General features: G+C 72.5%; 14 protein-coding genes. 7 read left to right on the top strand and 7 right to left on the bottom strand.

The annotated features are described in order from the left end of the window. The first annotated feature begins 4 nt into the window (after nucleotides 1-4). On the top strand, nucleotides 5-286 hold the full coding sequence (locus tag JI742_RS00380; RefSeq protein ID WP_201822887.1) for an MSMEG_0570 family nitrogen starvation response protein: 282 nt from the start codon (nucleotides 5-7) through the stop codon (nucleotides 284-286). Nucleotides 287-324: 38 nt separating this feature from the next. After that, complete coding sequence (locus JI742_RS00375) at nucleotides 325-1,665, top strand: MSMEG_0569 family flavin-dependent oxidoreductase (protein ID WP_201822884.1); 1,341 nt, start codon at nucleotides 325-327, stop codon at nucleotides 1,663-1,665. An 801-nt stretch (nucleotides 1,666-2,466) separates the two neighbouring features. Here the strand turns inward: JI742_RS00375 and JI742_RS00370 are convergent. The 7 genes from JI742_RS00370 to JI742_RS00340 all read right to left on the bottom strand — a co-directional run bounded on the left by JI742_RS00370 (nucleotide 2,467) and on the right by JI742_RS00340 (nucleotide 10,696). Then, on the bottom strand, nucleotides 2,467-3,231 hold the full coding sequence (locus tag JI742_RS00370) for a lysophospholipid acyltransferase family protein (protein ID WP_236676718.1): 765 nt from the start codon (nucleotides 3,229-3,231) through the stop codon (nucleotides 2,467-2,469). Then, nucleotides 3,228-3,872, bottom strand: a complete 645-nt coding sequence (gene gmhB / locus JI742_RS00365) for a D-glycero-beta-D-manno-heptose 1,7-bisphosphate 7-phosphatase (protein WP_201822881.1) — start codon at nucleotides 3,870-3,872, stop codon at nucleotides 3,228-3,230. The genes JI742_RS00370 and gmhB overlap by 4 nt, the downstream gene beginning before the upstream one ends. A gap of 20 nt (nucleotides 3,873-3,892) precedes the next feature. Next, the gene (gene glyS / locus JI742_RS00360) at nucleotides 3,893-6,043 is read right to left on the bottom strand and encodes a glycine--tRNA ligase subunit beta (protein WP_201822878.1); all 2,151 of its coding nucleotides are present in this window, start codon (nucleotides 6,041-6,043) and stop codon (nucleotides 3,893-3,895) included. A gap of 2 nt (nucleotides 6,044-6,045) precedes the next feature. After that, on the bottom strand, nucleotides 6,046-6,999 hold the full coding sequence (glyQ, locus tag JI742_RS00355) for a glycine--tRNA ligase subunit alpha (RefSeq protein WP_201822875.1): 954 nt from the start codon (nucleotides 6,997-6,999) through the stop codon (nucleotides 6,046-6,048). Nucleotides 7,000-7,073: 74 nt separating this feature from the next. Next, complete coding sequence (locus JI742_RS00350; RefSeq protein ID WP_201822873.1) at nucleotides 7,074-8,150, bottom strand: type II asparaginase; 1,077 nt, start codon at nucleotides 8,148-8,150, stop codon at nucleotides 7,074-7,076. A 96-nt stretch (nucleotides 8,151-8,246) separates the two neighbouring features. Further along, nucleotides 8,247-9,809 (bottom strand): apolipoprotein N-acyltransferase, encoded by a 1,563-nt coding sequence (lnt, locus tag JI742_RS00345; RefSeq protein WP_201822871.1) that lies wholly within the window; start codon nucleotides 9,807-9,809, stop codon nucleotides 8,247-8,249. Beyond that, nucleotides 9,806-10,696: a CorC family transporter gene (locus tag JI742_RS00340; protein ID WP_201822869.1), complete on the bottom strand. Its 891-nt coding sequence runs from the start codon at nucleotides 10,694-10,696 to the stop codon at nucleotides 9,806-9,808. Before JI742_RS00340 ends, lnt begins: the two co-directional genes overlap by 4 nt. A 128-nt stretch (nucleotides 10,697-10,824) precedes the next feature. On the opposite strand from JI742_RS00340, the gene JI742_RS00335 reads away from it, so the two are divergent. From JI742_RS00335 to hslU, 5 genes are all read left to right on the top strand, one after another. Then, entirely contained in the window at nucleotides 10,825-11,889 is a 1,065-nt protein-coding gene (locus JI742_RS00335; RefSeq protein WP_201822867.1) for a CobW family GTP-binding protein, read from the top strand. 157 nt (nucleotides 11,890-12,046) lie between these two features. Continuing rightward, nucleotides 12,047-12,676 (top strand): RNA polymerase-binding protein DksA, encoded by a 630-nt coding sequence (gene dksA, locus JI742_RS00330; protein WP_434057622.1) that lies wholly within the window; start codon nucleotides 12,047-12,049, stop codon nucleotides 12,674-12,676. Between the two features lie 46 nt (nucleotides 12,677-12,722). Then, nucleotides 12,723-13,820: an STAS domain-containing protein gene (locus JI742_RS00325; RefSeq protein ID WP_201822860.1), complete on the top strand. Its 1,098-nt coding sequence runs from the start codon at nucleotides 12,723-12,725 to the stop codon at nucleotides 13,818-13,820. A 67-nt stretch (nucleotides 13,821-13,887) separates the two neighbouring features. Next, entirely contained in the window at nucleotides 13,888-14,436 is a 549-nt protein-coding gene (hslV, locus tag JI742_RS00320; protein WP_182665658.1) for an ATP-dependent protease subunit HslV, read from the top strand. After that, entirely contained in the window at nucleotides 14,433-15,854 is a 1,422-nt protein-coding gene (hslU, locus tag JI742_RS00315; protein WP_236676717.1) for an ATP-dependent protease ATPase subunit HslU, read from the top strand. The genes hslV and hslU overlap by 4 nt, the downstream gene beginning before the upstream one ends. Nucleotides 15,855-15,871 lie beyond the last annotated feature (17 nt).

The raw sequence follows: 15,871 nt of genomic DNA, 5'->3' as shown, positions 1-15,871 counted from the left end.
CACCATGCCCGCGATGACCTACCACCTGCGCTGGCCCGATCAGACGGTGATGGCCTGCTACTCGCCCTCGCTGATCGTGCGCGAGCGCCTGCGGCCCGGCCCGATGCGGCTGGACGCCTTCCTGGTCGAGATCCGCGACTGCATGCAGATTGCCTCCGAGCGGGTGCGGGCCAAGTACGGCTTCGCCTGCTCGGCTGCGGCCGACCAGCTTGCGCAGATCGAGGCCACCGCCACCCGCTTCGGCCTCGAGGCGCGGATCGAGCTGCTGCCCTTCGACCCCGCCTGAGCCGCGGCCCGTCCGCCACCCCTTCCCAGGAGATCGCCATGCCGAACCTCGACCCCGCCCAGGCCCTCGGTGCTGCCGATGCCCCGCCGCCCCACCATCCGGTGCTGGTCGTCGGGGGCGGGCAGGCCGGCCTGTCGGTCTCGCACTACCTGCAGCAGCGCGGTCTCGTCCACCTGGTGCTGGAGAAGCAGCAGGCCCTGCATGCCTGGGCCGATGCGCGCTGGGATGCCTTCAGCCTGGTCACGCCCAACTGGCAGTGCAAGCTGCCGGGCCATGACTACGACGGCCCCGAGCCGCATGGCTTCATGACCAAGCCGCAGATCCTCGACTACCTGGCCGCCTTCCGCGCCAAGGTCGATCCGCCGCTGGTCGAGGGCGTGGCCGTGCAGCGCGTGTCGCCGCGGCCCGAGGGCGGCTTCCGCGTGCAGACCTCGGCCGGCACCTGCACGGCCGATGAAGTGGTGGTGGCCTCCGGCGGCTACCACCGGCCCATCGTGCCGCGGCTGGCCGAGCGCCTGCCGCCGGGCATCGTGCAGGTCCATTCCGAGCAGTACCGCAATCCGGCGCAGTTCCCGCCCGGCGCGGTGCTGGTGGTCGGCTCGGGCCAGAGCGGTTCGCAGATCGCCGAGGACCTGCATCTGGCCGGCCGCCAGGTGCTGCTGGCGGTGGGTGACGCGCCGCGCTGCGCGCGCTTCTACCGCGGCCGCGACGTGGTCGACTGGCTGGCCGACATGGGCTACTACGACATGCCGGTCGAGCAGCATCCGCTGCGCGAGGGCGTGCGCGACAACACCAACCACTACGTGACCGGCCGCGACGGCGGGCGCGACATCGACCTGCGCCAGTTCGCCGCCGAGGGCATGCAGCTCTACGGCCTGCTGCGCGGCTTCGACGGCGAGCGCCTGCTCTTCGAGCCGGGCCTGGCCGCCGCGCTGGACCAGGCCGACCGGGTCTACAACGGCATCAATGCGGCGATCGACAAGCACATCGCCGCGCAGGGGCTGGCGGCGCCGCCGGCCTCGGTCTACACGCCGGTCTGGGCGCCGCCCGCCGAGCGCACCGCATTGCCGCTGGCGGAGGCGGGGCTGGCAGCCATCGTCTGGTGCATCGGCTTCGAGCCGGATTTCGCCTGGGTCGATGCACCGGTCTTCAACGGCCGGGGCCATCCGGTGCATCAGCGCGGCATCAGCCCGCAGCCGGGCCTGTACTTCCTGGGCCTGCCCTGGCTCCACACCTGGGGCTCGGGCCGTTTCTCCGGCGTGGCGCGTGATGCGCTCTACCTGGCCGAGGCCATCGAGCGGCGATTGCGCGGCGGGCCGGCGCTGCAGGTGGCGGGGGTGGGGTCACCGGCGAAGCGGGATCCGCTGGAGGTGTCCTGAGCGCTTCGGGCTTCGGGCGCGGGGCCTTGTGCTTGGGGCCCGCGCTTGGCGCCGGGTTTGTTGGGGCGAGGTGAGGGTGGGGTGCGGCGGGTGGCGCGTGCCCCCCGCGGTGCGGGCTGGGGCTGCGGGGCGAAGCCTCGGCCGGGGCCCCGTTCGGGGCCCCGGCTTCCCTCGCTGCTCGCGGCGGCGGGTCGTCCCCCCAACTCGCCCTGCGGGCTCAGACAAGGGGGGCCGAGCCGGGGCCCTGCCCCGGCAACCCGCCCCCACTGCGCGGCTCGGCGAGGCTTCTGATCGCCCCGCAACCCCCGCCCGCACCGCGGGGGGCCGCATCGCTGGCGCTCGCTGATGGGTTGCTGCGCGCCAGCACATCGCGCCGCACGTACCGGGCGACAAGAGCCGCATCGCTGCGCTCGCTGCGGTCTGGCGGCGCGACCGCCGCATCTGTTCTTGCGTGCGCCCGCGATGCCGCAAGGCGAGCCCCCACCCCCGGCGGGGCGCCTGGGCGCCGCCGAGCATCGCAGCGGCGAGGGCCCGGGAGGCCCCTTGTCTGAGCGCGCAGCGCGAGTTGGGGCCGGAGGGTTCTCGACGCGAGAAGCGCAGGGCACCCCCGCCTTCGGCGGGGGCCAGCCCCGAAGCCCCGCCGGGGGTGGGGGCTCGCCGGCTTTCACCGCGCCAGAGCCCCGCGCCTAACCACGCCAGAGCCCCGCGCCTCACCACACCACGGCCCTGCGCCTCACCACGCCAGCCCACCGCGCTTCGACACGCAGGATCAAGCACTCATGAAGCGCCCAGCCCCTGGGCTTAGCCTCGATAAGCCGCGGGATCCAGCCGCCGCATCTCCGCCTCGATCCAGGCCTCGGCTTCGGCCATCAGGGCCTCGGGCGAGCGGCCTGCGCTGGGGATGGGCGGGCCGAAGGACACGTCGATCACGCCCGGCCGCTTGATGAAGCCGCCCTTGGGCCAGCAGCGCGCCGAGGTCAGCGCGATCGGCAGCAGCACCGCATCGGTCGCCAGCGCCAGGCGCGCGCCGCCCGTCTTGTAGTCGCCCTGGGCGCCGCGCGGCGTGCGCGTGCCCTCGGGGAACATGATCACCCACAGCCCGCGCTGCAGGAACTCCGCCCCCTGCCGCGCCACCTTGGCCCAGGCCTGGGCGCGCTTGCTGCGGTCGATGTGGATCATGTCCAGCCGCGCGATCGCCCAGCCGAAGAAGGGGATGAAGAGCAGCTCGCGCTTGAACACGAAGGCCAGCGGCCGCGGCATCAGCGCCGGGAAGGCCAGCGTCTCCCAGGCCGACTGGTGCTTGGGCGTCAGGATCACCGGCGTGCCGGCGCGGTCCAGGGCCTCGACCCGCTCGTAGCCGTGCAGGCGCCAGCGCACGCCGCAGATCCAGCGCGCGCCATGAACCGCCAGCCGCATCCAGCCGCTGCAGAACCAGTAGAAGGGCTTGCCGCGCAGCACCAGCGAAAGCAGCACCGCCACGCTGGCGTAGACGATCAGCGTGCCGGCCATCCACAGCAGGAAGACGGTGGAGCGCAGCGCGGCCAGCGTCGTGGCGGCGGCGCTCATCCGGCGCTGGCGCCGCCGGCGGCGGCCTGGGCCTTGGCGGCCTGGGCGGCGGCCTTGCGGCTGCGCTCGCGCCGGATCAGCCAGTCGGCTGCGGCACGCAGGTCGGCATGCACCACGGTGCCCGGAACCTGGGCGGCCAGTTCGGCCACGGCTTCGTCGCTGAGCCCCTCGGCCTTGCCGGTGCGCACCAGGTGGGTTTCGCAGCCGACGGCGGCGGCGGCCTGCAGGTCGCGCAGGGAATCGCCGATGGCCGGCACGCCCTTCAGGTTCACGCCGAAGCGCTGGCCGACCTGCTCGAACAGGCCGGGCTTGGGCTTGCGGCAGTTGCAGTCCTCGCTGGGGCCGTGCGGGCAGAAGAAGACCGCGTCGACCCGCGCGCCCACCTCGGCCATCAGGCCGTGCATCTTCAGGTGCATGGCGTTGAGGGTGGCCATGTCGAAGAGGCCGCGGCCGATGCCGCTCTGGTTGGTGACGACCGCGACATGGAAGCCCGATTCGTTCAGCCGCGCCACGCCTTCGAGCGCACCGGGCAGGGGGATCCATTCCTCGGGCGACTTCACATAGTCGTCGCGGTCGGCATTGATGGTGCCGTCGCGGTCGAGGATCACAAGCTTGGTCGCGGCGTCGCGCGGGCTGGGCATGGCGGGCTCCGGAGGGAAGATCAGGCGGCCAGGCGGGCCAGGTCGGCCACGCGGTTCATCGCGGCATGCAGGGTGGCCAGCAGGCCGAGGCGGTTGGCGCGCAGCGCCGGGTCCTCGGCGTTGACCATCACGCCGTCGAAGAAGGCATCGACCGGCGCACGCAGCGCGGCCAGGGCCTGCAGCGAGGCGGTCAGGTCGCCGGCCTCGAAGGCTGCATCGGCCGCCGGCTGCACCTGGGCCAGGGCCTGGGCGAGCGCGGCCTCGGCGGGCTCCTTCAACAGGGCCGGGTCGATGCGCGCTTCGACGCCGCCCTCGACCTTCTTCAGGATGTTGCCCACCCGCTTGTTGGCGGCGGCCAGCGCCGCGGCCTCGGGCAGGGCGGCGAAGGCGCGCACGGCGGCCAGGCGCTTGGGCACTTCGGCCAGGCGGCCGGGGCGCAGGGCCAGCACGGCCTCGACTTCCTGGGCGCTGTAGCCCTGCTCGCGCAGGCTACCGGCGAAGCGGTCGTCGAAGAAGCTGCGCAGGGCCTCGCGCGGGTCGGCGATCAGGCCGCCGAAGGCGGGCAGCGCGGCGGCCAGCAGGGCGTCCAGGTCCAGCGCGAGCTGCTTCTCGGTGATGAGGCGGATGACGCCCAGGGCATGGCGGCGCAGGGCGTAGGGGTCTTTGTCGCCGGTCGGCAGCTCGCCGATGCCGAAGAGGCCGACCAGGGTCTCCAGCTTGTCGGCCAGGGCCAGCACGGTGCCGGTGGTGTTGCGCGGCAGGGCGTCGCCGGCGAAGCGCGGCTTGTAGTGGTCCTCGAGGGCGAGGGCCACGCCGTCGCGCAGGCCTTCGTGGCGGGCGTAGTAGCCGCCCATCACGCCTTGCAGCTCGGGGAACTCGCCGACCATGTCGGTCAGCAGGTCGGCCTTGGCCAGGCGGGCAGCCTGGTCGGCCTTGACGGCCAGCAGGTCGAAGTGGTCCTTGGCATCCACCGTCCAGGGCTGCACGGCCGCGCCAAGCTGCTCGACCACGGCGTGGGCGATGCGCCGCACGCGCTCGCTGCGCTCGGCCTGGCTGCCCAGCTTGCCGTGGTAGACCACCTTGCCCAGGCCTTCGGCCCGCTCGGCCAGGGTCTTCTTGCGGTCCTGGTCGTAGAAGAACTTGGCATCGGCCAGGCGCGGGCGCACCACGCGTTCGTTGCCACCCACCACCGCGCTCGGGTCGGCCGGGCGGATGTTGCTGACGATCAGGAACTGATGGGTCAGCTTGCCGGCGGCGTCGAGCAGCGGGAAGTACTTCTGGTTGGCCTTCATCGTGAGGATGAGGCATTCCTGCGGCACGTCTAGGAAGGCCGGATCGAAGCGGCCGGTCAGCACATTCGGCCGCTCGACCAGGGCGGTGACCTCGTCGAGCAGGGCCTCGTCCTCGATGGGCTTGAGCGCCGGGCCGGCGGCCTGCGCGGCGGCGGCGAGCTGGCGGACGATCTCGGCGCGGCGCGCGGCGAAGCCGGGGATCACCGCGCCCTCGGCCTCGATCTGCGTGGCGTAGCCGTCCGCGTCACGGATCACCACCGGATCGACCGCGGCCTCGAAGCGGTGGCCGTGGGTGCTGCGGCCGGCCACCAGGCCCAGGGCCTGCACCGGCACCACCGCCTCGTCATGCAGCGCGACCAGGCCATGGGCCGGGCGGACGAACTTCACATCGCTCCAGCCGTCGGCGAGCTGGTAGGTCATCACCTTGGGGATGGGCAGGCCCGCCAGGGCCTCGTCCAGCGCGGCCTGCAGGCCGGCGGCCAGGGCCAGGCCGGGCTCGACGCGGTCGAGGAACAGGGCCTCGGCCTTGCCGTCGGGCGCGCGGCGCAGGCCGGCCACGGCCTCGGGCCCGGCGCCCAGCGCGGCCAGCTTCTTGAGCAGCGCGGGGCTGGGCTGGCCGGTGGCGTCCAGGGCCACGCTGGCGGGCATCAGCTTGACGGAGACGGCCCGGTCCGGCGCCACGGCGCGCACCGCCGTCAGGTGGGCGCCGAGGCGGCGCGGGCTGGCGTAGACGGTCAGCGCGCTGGCCTCGTCCAGCAGGCTGCGCTGGCGCAGGCCGGCTTGCAGCGTGCCGGCGAAGGCCTCGCCCAGCTTCTTCAGCGCCTTGGGCGGCAGCTCTTCGACGAAGAGCTCAACCAGCAGGTTCTTCACGTCGCTCATGCTCAGGCCGCCTTCTTGTCGTTCTTCTCTTGGCGGGCGGCAAGTTGCGCCAGCACGTCCTCGGCCCAGGCGCGCGGGGCCATGGGGAAGCCCAGGCGGGCGCGGCTGTCGAGGTAGCTCTGCGCGACGCTGCGCGCCAGCTTGCGGATGCGGCCGATGTAGGCCGCCCGCTCGGTCACGCTGATCGCGCCGCGCGCGTCCAGCAGGTTGAAGGTGTGGGCGGCCTTGAGCACCTGCTCGTAGGCCGGCAGGGCGAGCTGCTGGCCCATGAGCTGCTCGGCCGTGCCTTCGTGCGCGCCGAAGGCCTGCAAGAGGAAGTCGACGTTGCTGTGCTCGAAGTTGTAGGCGCTCTGCTCCTGCTCGTTCTGCAAGTAGACGTCGCCATAGCTCAGGCTGCGACCCTGGGCATCGGTGGTCCAGACCAGGTCGTAGACCTTCTCCACGCCCTGCAGATACATCGCCAGGCGCTCCAGGCCGTAGGTGATCTCGCCGGTGATGGGCTTGCAGTCGATCCCGCCGACCTGCTGGAAGTAGGTGAACTGCGTCACCTCCATGCCGTTGAGCCAGACCTCCCAGCCCAGGCCCCAGGCGCCCAGGGTGGGGTTCTCCCAATCGTCCTCGACGAAGCGGATGTCGTTCTGCTTCAGGTCGAAGCCCAGGGCTTCGAGGCTGCCGAGGTACAGCTCCAGGATGTCGGCCGGCGCCGGCTTGAGCACGACCTGGAACTGGTAGTAGTGCTGCAGGCGGTTGGGGTTCTCGCCGTAGCGGCCGTCCTTGGGACGGCGGCTGGGCTGCACATAGGCGGCATTCCAGGGCTCGGGGCCGAGCGCGCGCAGGAAGGTGGCGGTGTGGCTGGTGCCGGCGCCCACTTCCATGTCATAGGGTTGCAGCAGGGCGCAGCCGCGGTCGCTCCAGTACTGCTGGAGGCGGAGGATGATCTGTTGGAAGCTCAGCATGGCGTCGGGTCGGCGCGCCATGCGGGGTGCCGGCGGCCAGAGCCGACGATTCTAGGAGCCGGCCCCGGCGGCCCTCAGTAGCTCCAGAAGATGCGCTGCAGCTCGCGCGCCTCGCGCGGCCGGCTCAGGGCCAGCATGGCCAGGATGCGGGCCTTCTGCGGGTTCAGGTCGTGGGCGACGACCCAGTCGTTCGCGTCGTCGGGCTGCTCGGCATTGCGCAGCACGAAGCCGCCGCCGTCCACCCGGCTGCTGCGGATGATGTGCAGGCCCTCGCCGCGCAGGCGCTTGAGCACCGGCACGATGCGGTCGGCCACCGAGCCGTTGCCGGTGCCGGCATGGATCAGGGCCACCGCGCCGCGCCCGGCGGTTTCGTAGGCGCTGGCCGGCACATTGCCGTAGCCGTAGACGATCTCGACGGTCGGCAGGGTCTGGATCGCGTCGAGGTCGAATTCCGACGCCGTGGTGTGGCGCTTGACCGGCGCGCGGAACCAGTAGCTCTTGCCCTCGACGACCAGGCCCAGCGGACCCCAGGGGCTTTTGAAGGCGGCGGTGCTGATGTTGACGGCCTTGCTCACGTCGCGGGCGGTGTGGATCTCGTCGTTCATCACCACCAGCACGCCCTGGCCGGCGGACTCGCGCTGCGCGGCCACCTGCACCGCGCCCAGCAGGTTGAGCGCGCCGTCGGCCGACAGCGCCGTGCCCGGCCGCATCGAGCCGACGACGACGATGGGCTTGGCGCTGCGCACCGTCAGGTGCAGGAAGTAGGCGCTTTCCTCCAGCGTGTCGGTGCCGTGGGTGACGACGATGCCGTCGACCGCCGGGTCGCGCGCCAGCGCGGCCACCCGCCGCGCCAGGGTCAGCAGGTGGGTGTTGGTGAAGCTCTCGGAGGCGATCTGGAAGACCTGTTCGCCACGCACCTGGGCGACCTTCTCCAGCTCGGGCAGGCCGGCGATCAGCTTGTCGACCGGCACCTTGGCCGCCGCATAGGTGGCGCTGTTCGCGGCACTGGCCCCGGCCCCGGCGATGGTGCCGCCGGTGGCGAGGATGACGATACGCGGCAGCGCCGCGGTCTGCGCCTGGGCCAGCGCGCTGGCGGCGATCAGCAGGGCGGCGGTCGCAAGGCGACGCAGGCCGGGGGCGAGCAGCTTCATCGGAGGGCTCCGGGGACGAGGTGTCCAGAGGCTAGCGCGAACCGTGCCGGCGCCTCACCCGCGCCCCACCCGCGCCGGGCCCGCTTCAGCGCCGCATCAGCCCCGCCGCGGGCGGCGCCAGGCGCCGAGGGCCAGCACGGTCAGCCCGGCCAGGCCGGCCAGCGGGGCCAGGCCCCAGCGGCCGGCCCAGCGGGTGTAGGGCGTCAGGCCCTCGCGGCCTTCCACCTGCACTTGCAGCACGCCGCGTTCGCCGTGTGGCAGCGCGTCCAGCAGCCGGCCGCGGTGGTCCAGGGCCACGGTGGCGCCGGTGTTGGTGGCGCGCAGCATGGGGCGCTGAAGTTCCAGGCTGCGCATGCGGGAGATCTCGCGGTGCTGGTCCAGCGCGCGGCTGCCGTCGAACCAGGCCAGGTTGCTGAGGTTGACCAGCACGGTCGGCGCGTCGCCGGTGCCGACATAGCGGGCCGCCAGCTCCTCGCCGAACAAGTCCTCGTAGCAGATGTTCGGCCCGATGCGCTGGCCGGCCACCGGCAGCGAGGGCGCGACGACCGGGCCGCGGCCGAAATCGCCCAGGGGCATGCGCATCAGGTCGACGAACCAGCGGAAGCCCGGCGGGATGAACTCGCCGAAGGGCACCAAGTGGTGCTTGTCGTAGCGGTAGGGCGCCGCCGGCTCGGCCGCGCCCGGCGGCAGCGGGCCGGTGGCCGGCGGCAAGGCGGCCGAGAAGCCGGCCACCGAGTTGGTGTAGGCCAGGCGGCCGTCGGCTTCCAGCCGGGTCAGCGGCAGGCCGATGAGCGCGACCTTGTCGCCGGCCGGGCCGCCGGGCGCGAAGGCCCCGCTGAGCGCGGCCCACAGGCCGGGCGGCAGGTCCTCGGGCAGCAGGGGCAGCGCGGTTTCCGGCGCCACCACCAGATCGACCGGGCTGTCGGCCAGCCGCGCCATCAGCCACTCCAGCACGGCGGGCTGCAGGGCGGGGCTGAACTTCTCGCCCTGCGGCACGGCGGTCTGCAACAGCGCCACGCGCAGCGTGCCGGCCGGGCGGGTGAAATCCTGCGGCAGGGCCAGCGGGGCCAGGCCGAGCAGGGCGGCGGCCACACCATGGCGCAAGCGCGCGCCGCCGCGCAGCACGGCGGCCAGCAGCGCGCCAAGCGCGGCCGCCCAGGCGCCGATGCCGTAGACGCCGACCCAGGGCGCCAGCGCGGCGCCCGGCCCCTCCAGGTGGGCGTAGCCGCTCGCGGCCCAGGGGAAGCCGGTGAAGATCAGCGCCCGCGCCAGCTCGGCCAGCAGCCAGAGCGCGGCGAAGACCGGCACGTCGCGCCACGCCCGGCCGCTGCGCAGCCGCACCGCCAGCGCCATCGCGCCGGCCAGGTAGAGCGAGAGCGCGGCGCTGAGCGCCGCCACCGCCGCCGCGGCCAGCGCACCCGGCATGCCGCCGTGGGTGTGCATGCTGATGTAGAGCCACCACACGCCATGGGCCAGCCAGCCGAAACCGAAGGCCAGGCCCAGGGCCGCGCCCTGGCGCGGCGTGGCGGCGCGGCCCAGCAGCAGGGCCAGGCCCGCGACGCAGGCAATCTGCAGGGCCGGCAGCGACCAGGGCGCAAAGGCAAAAGCCTGCAGCGCCCCCAGGCCCAGCGCCAGGGCGGCGGCGCGGCCGGGGCTCACGGGGCCTCGCGCTCGGCGCTCGGGGCCTCTTCGACGCTGCGCTGCACCTTGAACCAGCGCACGGACCCGCCGCGCGCGAGCATCACCGCGAAGACCAGGCCGCCGACCCGCACCGTCTCACCGCGCCGCGGCACGCGGCCGTGCTCGGTGGCGACGAGGCCGGCCACGGTGTCATGTTCCTCGGCGGACAGGCTGCTGCCGAGCCGGGCATTCACTTCGTCGATCGGCGCATCGCCGGCCACGCGGTAGCTGCCATCGGCCAGGGTGAAGACGCCGGACTCGCCGTCCTTGTCGTCGAACTCGTCCTCGATCTCGCCGACGATCTCTTCGAGCACATCCTCGATGGTGATCAGGCCCGCGGTCTTGCCGAATTCGTCGATGACGATGGCCAGGTGGTTGCGGTTGCTGCGGAAGTCGCGCAGCAGTTCATTCAGGCCCTTGCTTTCGGGCACGAAGACGGCCGGCCGCAGCAGGGTGCGCAAGCTGAGGTCCGGCGAGCGTTGCAGCTTCAGCAGGTCCTTGGCCATCAGGATGCCGATGATGTTGTCGCGCTCGCCCTCGTAGACGGGGAAGCGCGAGTGCGCCGTCTTGATGACCTCATCGAGCAGCTCGTCGTAGGGCGCATCGAAGTCGAGCAGGTCCATGCGCGGCGCGGCGACCATCACGTCGCCCGCGCTCATCTCGGCCATGCGCAGCACGCCTTCGAGCATCTGGCGCGATTCCGGCTCGATCAGCTCGCGCTGCTCGGCCTCGGCCAGGGTCTCGATGAGTTCGTCGGTCGAATCGGGACCGGGCGAAAGGAATTCGACGACGCGCTCGAACAGGGAGCGCTTGTCGCCGCCGGTTTCGGCGCCTCGCGGCGGCCGACTCGGGTGAGCGTCTGACACGGCAGGTGTCGGTAGTCGGGACGGCGCGAGAATACCCGAGGCCCATGAAGGCCCCCGGCCCGCCCCTTGAAGCGGGGGGCCGCAGGCCGCATCTGCGCTCCTCCCTCGACATTCCCACAGGTCCTGCCATGTCCCAAGGTCTCATCCCCGCCACCATCCTCACCGGCTTCCTGGGCAGCGGCAAGACCACCCTGCTGCGCCGCGTGCTGACCGAGGCCCACGGCCAGAAGATCGCCGTCATCGAGAACGAGTTCGGCGAGGAGAACATCGACAACGAGATCCTCGTGGCCGACACCAACGAGCAGATCATCCAGATGAGCAATGGCTGCATCTGCTGCACCATCCGCGAGGACCTGCGCGTGACCCTGGCCACCCTGGCCGAGAAGCGCCGCAAGGGCGAGCTGGACTTCGAGCGCGTCGTCATCGAGACCACCGGCCTGGCCGATCCGGGCCCGGTCGCGCAGACCTTCTTCATCGACGACGAGATCGCCGAGAGCTTCCTGCTCGATGCCATCCTGACCCTGGTCGATGCCAAGCATGCGCAGCAGCAGCTCGACAGCCGCCAGGAGGTGCGCCGCCAGATCGGCTTCGCCGACCGGCTCTTCCTCAGCAAGACCGACCTGGTCGAGCCAGCCGAGGTCGAGGCCCTGGTGCACCGGATCAAGCACATGAACCCGCGTGCGCCGATCCAGAAGGTGCACTTCGGCGAGGTGCCGATCGCCCAGGTCTTCGACCTCAAGGGCTTCAATCTGAATGCCAAGCTCGACATCGACCCGGACTTCCTCAATGCCGACGACCACGGCCACCCCGGGCACGGTCATGCCCACGGCGAAGACTGCGGCCACGACCATGCCCCCGGCGAGGCCTGCGACCACCCGCATCACCACCATCACGACGACGATGTGAAGAGCTTCGTCTTCCGCAGCACCAAGCCCTTCGACCCGGAGAAGCTCGAGGACTTCCTCGGCGCCATCGTCAATGTCTACGGCCCCAAGATGCTGCGCTACAAGGGCGTGCTGCGGGTCAAGGGCATGGACCGCAAGGTCATCTTCCAGGGCGTGCACCAGTTGATGGGCAGCGATGTCGGGCCGAAGTGGGCCGAGGGCGAGGCCAAGCAGAGCCGGCTGGTCTTCATCGGCGTCGACCTGCCGCGCGAGCTGCTTGAACAGGGGCTGGAAGGCTGTCTGGTCTGAGACCTGCATGCAGCCGTTCACAAGTCGCGACAGCCCCCGTGCGAGGGGGGCGTCCTGGCCCAAGGAGCCATCGCTACAATCCGCGCGCTTTTGAACCCGGGCCCCGTCATCCGACGAGCGGCCGGGTCGAGGGTCCAGCCCCGAGGAGACCGCGTCCGTGAGCCAGTCCCCTGCCTCGCCGAAGCCGGCATCCCCCGCGAAACGCACCGCCTCCAAGGCGGCCGCGGCGGCCCCCGCGCCGGCCCCTGTCCCTGTGGCAGGCCCCGTGCCCCATCCCGTTCAACCGCCTCCGATGCCTGCCGTGAGTGATCTCTCCTCCCCCGCCAAGAAGAAGCCCGATCCCAAGCTGGCCAATGCCTGGAAGACCAAGCCGGGCCGCGAGCTGAGCGAGGCGGAACTGCTCGCCATGCCGGAGGACGCGTACATGAACGAGCAGCAGCTCGACTTCTTCCGCGCCAAGCTGATGCAGCAGAAGAACGACCTGCTCGACAACGCCGGCGAGACCACCGAGCACCTGCGCGAGGACACCTCCATCGTCCCCGACCCGGCCGACCGCGCCACGATCGAGGAAGAGCATGCCCTGGAGCTGCGCACCCGCGACCGCGAGCGCAAGCTGCTGAAGAAGATCTCGCAGTCGATCTCGCGCATCGAGACCGGCGAATACGGCTACTGCGACGAGACCGGCGAGCCCATCGGCCTCGGCCGCCTGCTGGCCCGCCCGACGGCCACCCTCTCGCTGGAAGCGCAGCAGCGCCGCGAGATGAAGCAGAAGATGTTCGGCGACTGAAGCGGATGCGCCTGCGCCTGCTGCCCCCCGCACCCGGCCTGCGCGCATGAGCGACGACCCCTCCGCCGGGCCGCGCAAGGGCGGTGGCGGTCTGCTGCTGAACATGGCCCGCCGCCTGCGCGGCACGGCCCAGGCGCCCCTGGCGGGCGAGGTCAGCAGCTTCGGCCTGACCGGGCCCGACACCCTGATCGCCCGGGGCGAGTTGAAGGCCATGATCGAGCGCAAGCGCCGCAATGATTTCGTGCGCAAGCGCGAATTCGACGCGCTGCGCCGCCTGCGCCGCGAAGGCCCGACCGCCGTGGGCCCGGCCACCCTGGAGCCCAGCTCCATGCTCGACGACAGCGTGCTGCCCTGGCTTTCCGAGGCGCGGCGCCGCGCCGAGCAGGAAGTGCGCGCCAAGATCGACGCCATCGAGCGCCAGATGAGCGCCGAGGCCCTGCCCGGCGCGCCCCGGCCCGGGGACTGGGAGGGCCGTCAGACCGAACCCCCGCCCCTGCCCCCGCGCCGGCCTGCGGGCCGACCGGCCGGCCGGCGCCGCTTCGAGAGCACCACCCTCGTGCCCGATCCCTGGCCGGCCCTGCCCGAGCGGGCCGCCGCGGAAGGCGCGACCGGCCGCGAGCCCGGCCTGGAAGCGGCCGCCTTCGCTTTCGCACGCGGTGCGGTCGAGGCCGCCGAGCAGGCCCTGCGCGCCCGCATCGCCCCCGGCGCCGCCCAGGCCGAAGAGCCCGAGGCCTGGCGCGCCCTGGCCGACCTGCTGCGCGCCCTGGGCCGCGGGCCGGCCTTCGACGCGCTGGTGCTGGAGTTCCAGGCCCGCTTTGCCGGGCCGCCGCCGCGCTGGCAGCGGCCGCAGCCCTTGATCCCGGCTGAAGGCTGGCTGCGGCTGGACGGCGTGCAGCAGGCGCCGCTGGCCGAGCGGCTGGCCCAGCCCGAGCTGCTCGCCCTGCGCCGCGGCACCCTGCTGCTCGATTGCCGCGAGCTGCAACGCATCGAGCCCGCGGCCGCCGCCGAGCTGCTGCACTGGGTCTTGCAGCGCCGCGCGGCCGGCTGCCAGTTGCGCATCGAGCAGCCGCACCGGCTCATCGTGCCCCTGCTGCAGGCCATCGGCCTGCCGGCCCACGCCGCGCTGCAACTGCGCGAGGATTGAGCCGGCCCCGTCCGCCGCGCCCGCCGGGCGTCGCGCGGAACCGTTCCCCCTTCCCGCACCCTTCCTCATGGACAGCTACCACGGCACCACCATCCTCGGCGTGCGTCGCCGCACCGAAACCGGCTGGCAGGTTGCCCTGGGCGGCGACGGCCAGGTCACGCTGGGCGTGATCGTCGCCAAGTCGACCGCCCGCAAGGTGCGCAAGCTGCACCGCGGCCAGGTGCTGGCCGGCTTTGCCGGCGCGACGGCCGATGCCTTCACCCTCTTCGACCGCTTCGAGGCCCAGCTCGAAAAGCACCAGGGCCACCTGATGCGCGCCGCCGTGGCCCTGACCCAGGACTGGCGCAGCGACCGCGTGCTGCGCAAGCTCGAAGCCATGCTGGCCGTGGCCGACCGCGAGCACAGCCTCATCATCACCGGCAACGGCGATGTGCTGGAGCCCGAGCACGGCATCGTGGCCATCGGCTCCGGCGGCGCCTATGCCCAGGCGGCGGCCAAGGCCCTGGTCGACCACACCACGCTGGGCGCCGAGCAGGTGGTGAAGCAGGCGCTCACCATCGCGGGCGAGCTCTGCATCTACACCAACCTGAACCACACCATCGAGGTGCTCGAATGAGCGAGCCGCTTGCCCCGACATCCACCGAAGGCCTGCGCGACCTGAGCCCGGCCCAGATCGTCGCCGAGCTGGACCGCCACATCGTCGGCCAGCACGAGGCCAAGCGCGCCGTGGCCATCGCCCTGCGCAACCGCTGGCGGCGGGCCCGCGTCGAGCCCGGCCTGCGGGCCGAGATCACGCCCAAGAACATCCTGATGATCGGCCCGACCGGGGTGGGCAAGACCGAGATCGCGCGCCGCCTGGCCCGGCTGGCCGATGCGCCCTTCATCAAGGTCGAGGCCACCAAGTTCACCGAGGTCGGCTATGTCGGCAAGGATGTGGACACCATCATCCGCGACCTGGTCGAGGTGGCCGTCAAGCAGGCCCGCGAGGCCGCCGTGGCGGCCCAGCGCGCCCAGGCCGAGGACGCGGCCGAGGAGCGCCTGCTCGATGTGCTGGTGCCGCCGCCGCGCAGCGCCGCGGCGCGGCCCGATCCCTTCGGCTTCGGCGGCGCGGCCGAGGCGCCCGCCGCGCCGGTGCCGGCGCCCGAGAACACCGCCCGCCAGGTCATGCGCAAGCGCTTGCGCGAAGGCAGGCTGGACGCCACCGTGATCGAGATCGAGCTGGCCGAGGCTCGGCCCGGCGTGGAGATTGCCGCGATGCCCGGCATGCCGGGCATGGACGAGATGGCCGAGCAGCTCAAGGGCCTGTTCGCCGGCCTGGGGGCCGGCAAGCGCGCGATGCGCAAGCTGCCGATCGCCGAGGCGCGCAAGCTGCTCATCGACGAGGAAGCCACCAAGCGCGTCAACGAGGACGAGACCCGCGCCCTGGCCCTGCAGCGGGCCGAGCAGCACGGCATCGTCTTCATCGACGAGATCGACAAGGTCGCCAGCCGTGGCGGCAGCAGTGGCCAGGCCGAGGTCAGCCGCCAGGGCGTGCAGCGCGACCTGCTGCCCCTGGTGGAGGGCACGACGGTCAGCACCAAGTACGGCATGGTGCGCACCGACCACATGCTCTTCATCGCCTCCGGCGCCTTTCACCTCAGCCGGCCCAGCGACCTGATCCCCGAGCTGCAGGGCCGCTTCCCGATCCGTGTCGAGCTGGGCGCCCTCGGCGTTGCCGAGTTCGAGGCCATCCTCACCGGCACCGAAGCCAGCCTGACCCGCCAGGTCATCGCCCTGCTGGCCACCGAGGGCGTCAGCCTGCAGTTCATGCCCGAGGGCGTGCAGCGCCTGGCCGCCATCGCCTGCGAGGTCAATGAGCGCACCGAGAACATCGGCGCCCGCCGCCTGGCCACGGTGATGGAGCGGCTGCTCGACGAGATCAGCTTCGATGCACCGGCCCGCGCCGGCCAGACCGTGGTGATCGATGCGGCCTATGTGGACCAGCGCCTGGCCTCGCTGGCGCGCAACGAGGACCTGTCGCGCTTCATCCTCTGAGCCCCGCGGCGCGGGGC

Origin of the sequence: Piscinibacter lacus (genome assembly GCF_016735685.1) — a bacterium.
GTDB lineage: Bacteria > Pseudomonadota > Gammaproteobacteria > Burkholderiales > Burkholderiaceae_C > Aquariibacter > Aquariibacter lacus.
Note: the sequence above shows the minus strand (reverse complement) of the source record. Positions and strands in the feature narration are given on the sequence as shown.

Excerpts from the sequence above, each read along its gene's own strand:
- hslU (WP_236676717.1), top strand. The coding sequence starts at position 14,433 with ATGAGCGAGCCGCTTGCCCCGACATCCACCGAAGGCCTGCGCGACCTG.
- JI742_RS00325 (WP_201822860.1), top strand. The coding sequence starts at position 12,723 with ATGAGCGACGACCCCTCCGCCGGGCCGCGCAAGGGCGGTGGCGGTCTG.
- glyQ (WP_201822875.1), bottom strand. The coding sequence starts at position 6,999 with ATGCTGAGCTTCCAACAGATCATCCTCCGCCTCCAGCAGTACTGGAGC.
- JI742_RS00335 (WP_201822867.1), top strand. The coding sequence starts at position 10,825 with ATGTCCCAAGGTCTCATCCCCGCCACCATCCTCACCGGCTTCCTGGGC.
- JI742_RS00380 (WP_201822887.1), top strand. The coding sequence starts at position 5 with ATGCCCGCGATGACCTACCACCTGCGCTGGCCCGATCAGACGGTGATG.
- JI742_RS00375 (WP_201822884.1), top strand. The coding sequence starts at position 325 with ATGCCGAACCTCGACCCCGCCCAGGCCCTCGGTGCTGCCGATGCCCCG.
- JI742_RS00370 (WP_236676718.1), bottom strand. The coding sequence starts at position 3,231 with ATGAGCGCCGCCGCCACGACGCTGGCCGCGCTGCGCTCCACCGTCTTC.
- JI742_RS00350 (WP_201822873.1), bottom strand. The coding sequence starts at position 8,150 with ATGAAGCTGCTCGCCCCCGGCCTGCGTCGCCTTGCGACCGCCGCCCTG.
- gmhB (WP_201822881.1), bottom strand. The coding sequence starts at position 3,872 with ATGCCCAGCCCGCGCGACGCCGCGACCAAGCTTGTGATCCTCGACCGC.
- hslV (WP_182665658.1), top strand. The coding sequence starts at position 13,888 with ATGGACAGCTACCACGGCACCACCATCCTCGGCGTGCGTCGCCGCACC.
- glyS (WP_201822878.1), bottom strand. The coding sequence starts at position 6,043 with ATGAGCGACGTGAAGAACCTGCTGGTTGAGCTCTTCGTCGAAGAGCTG.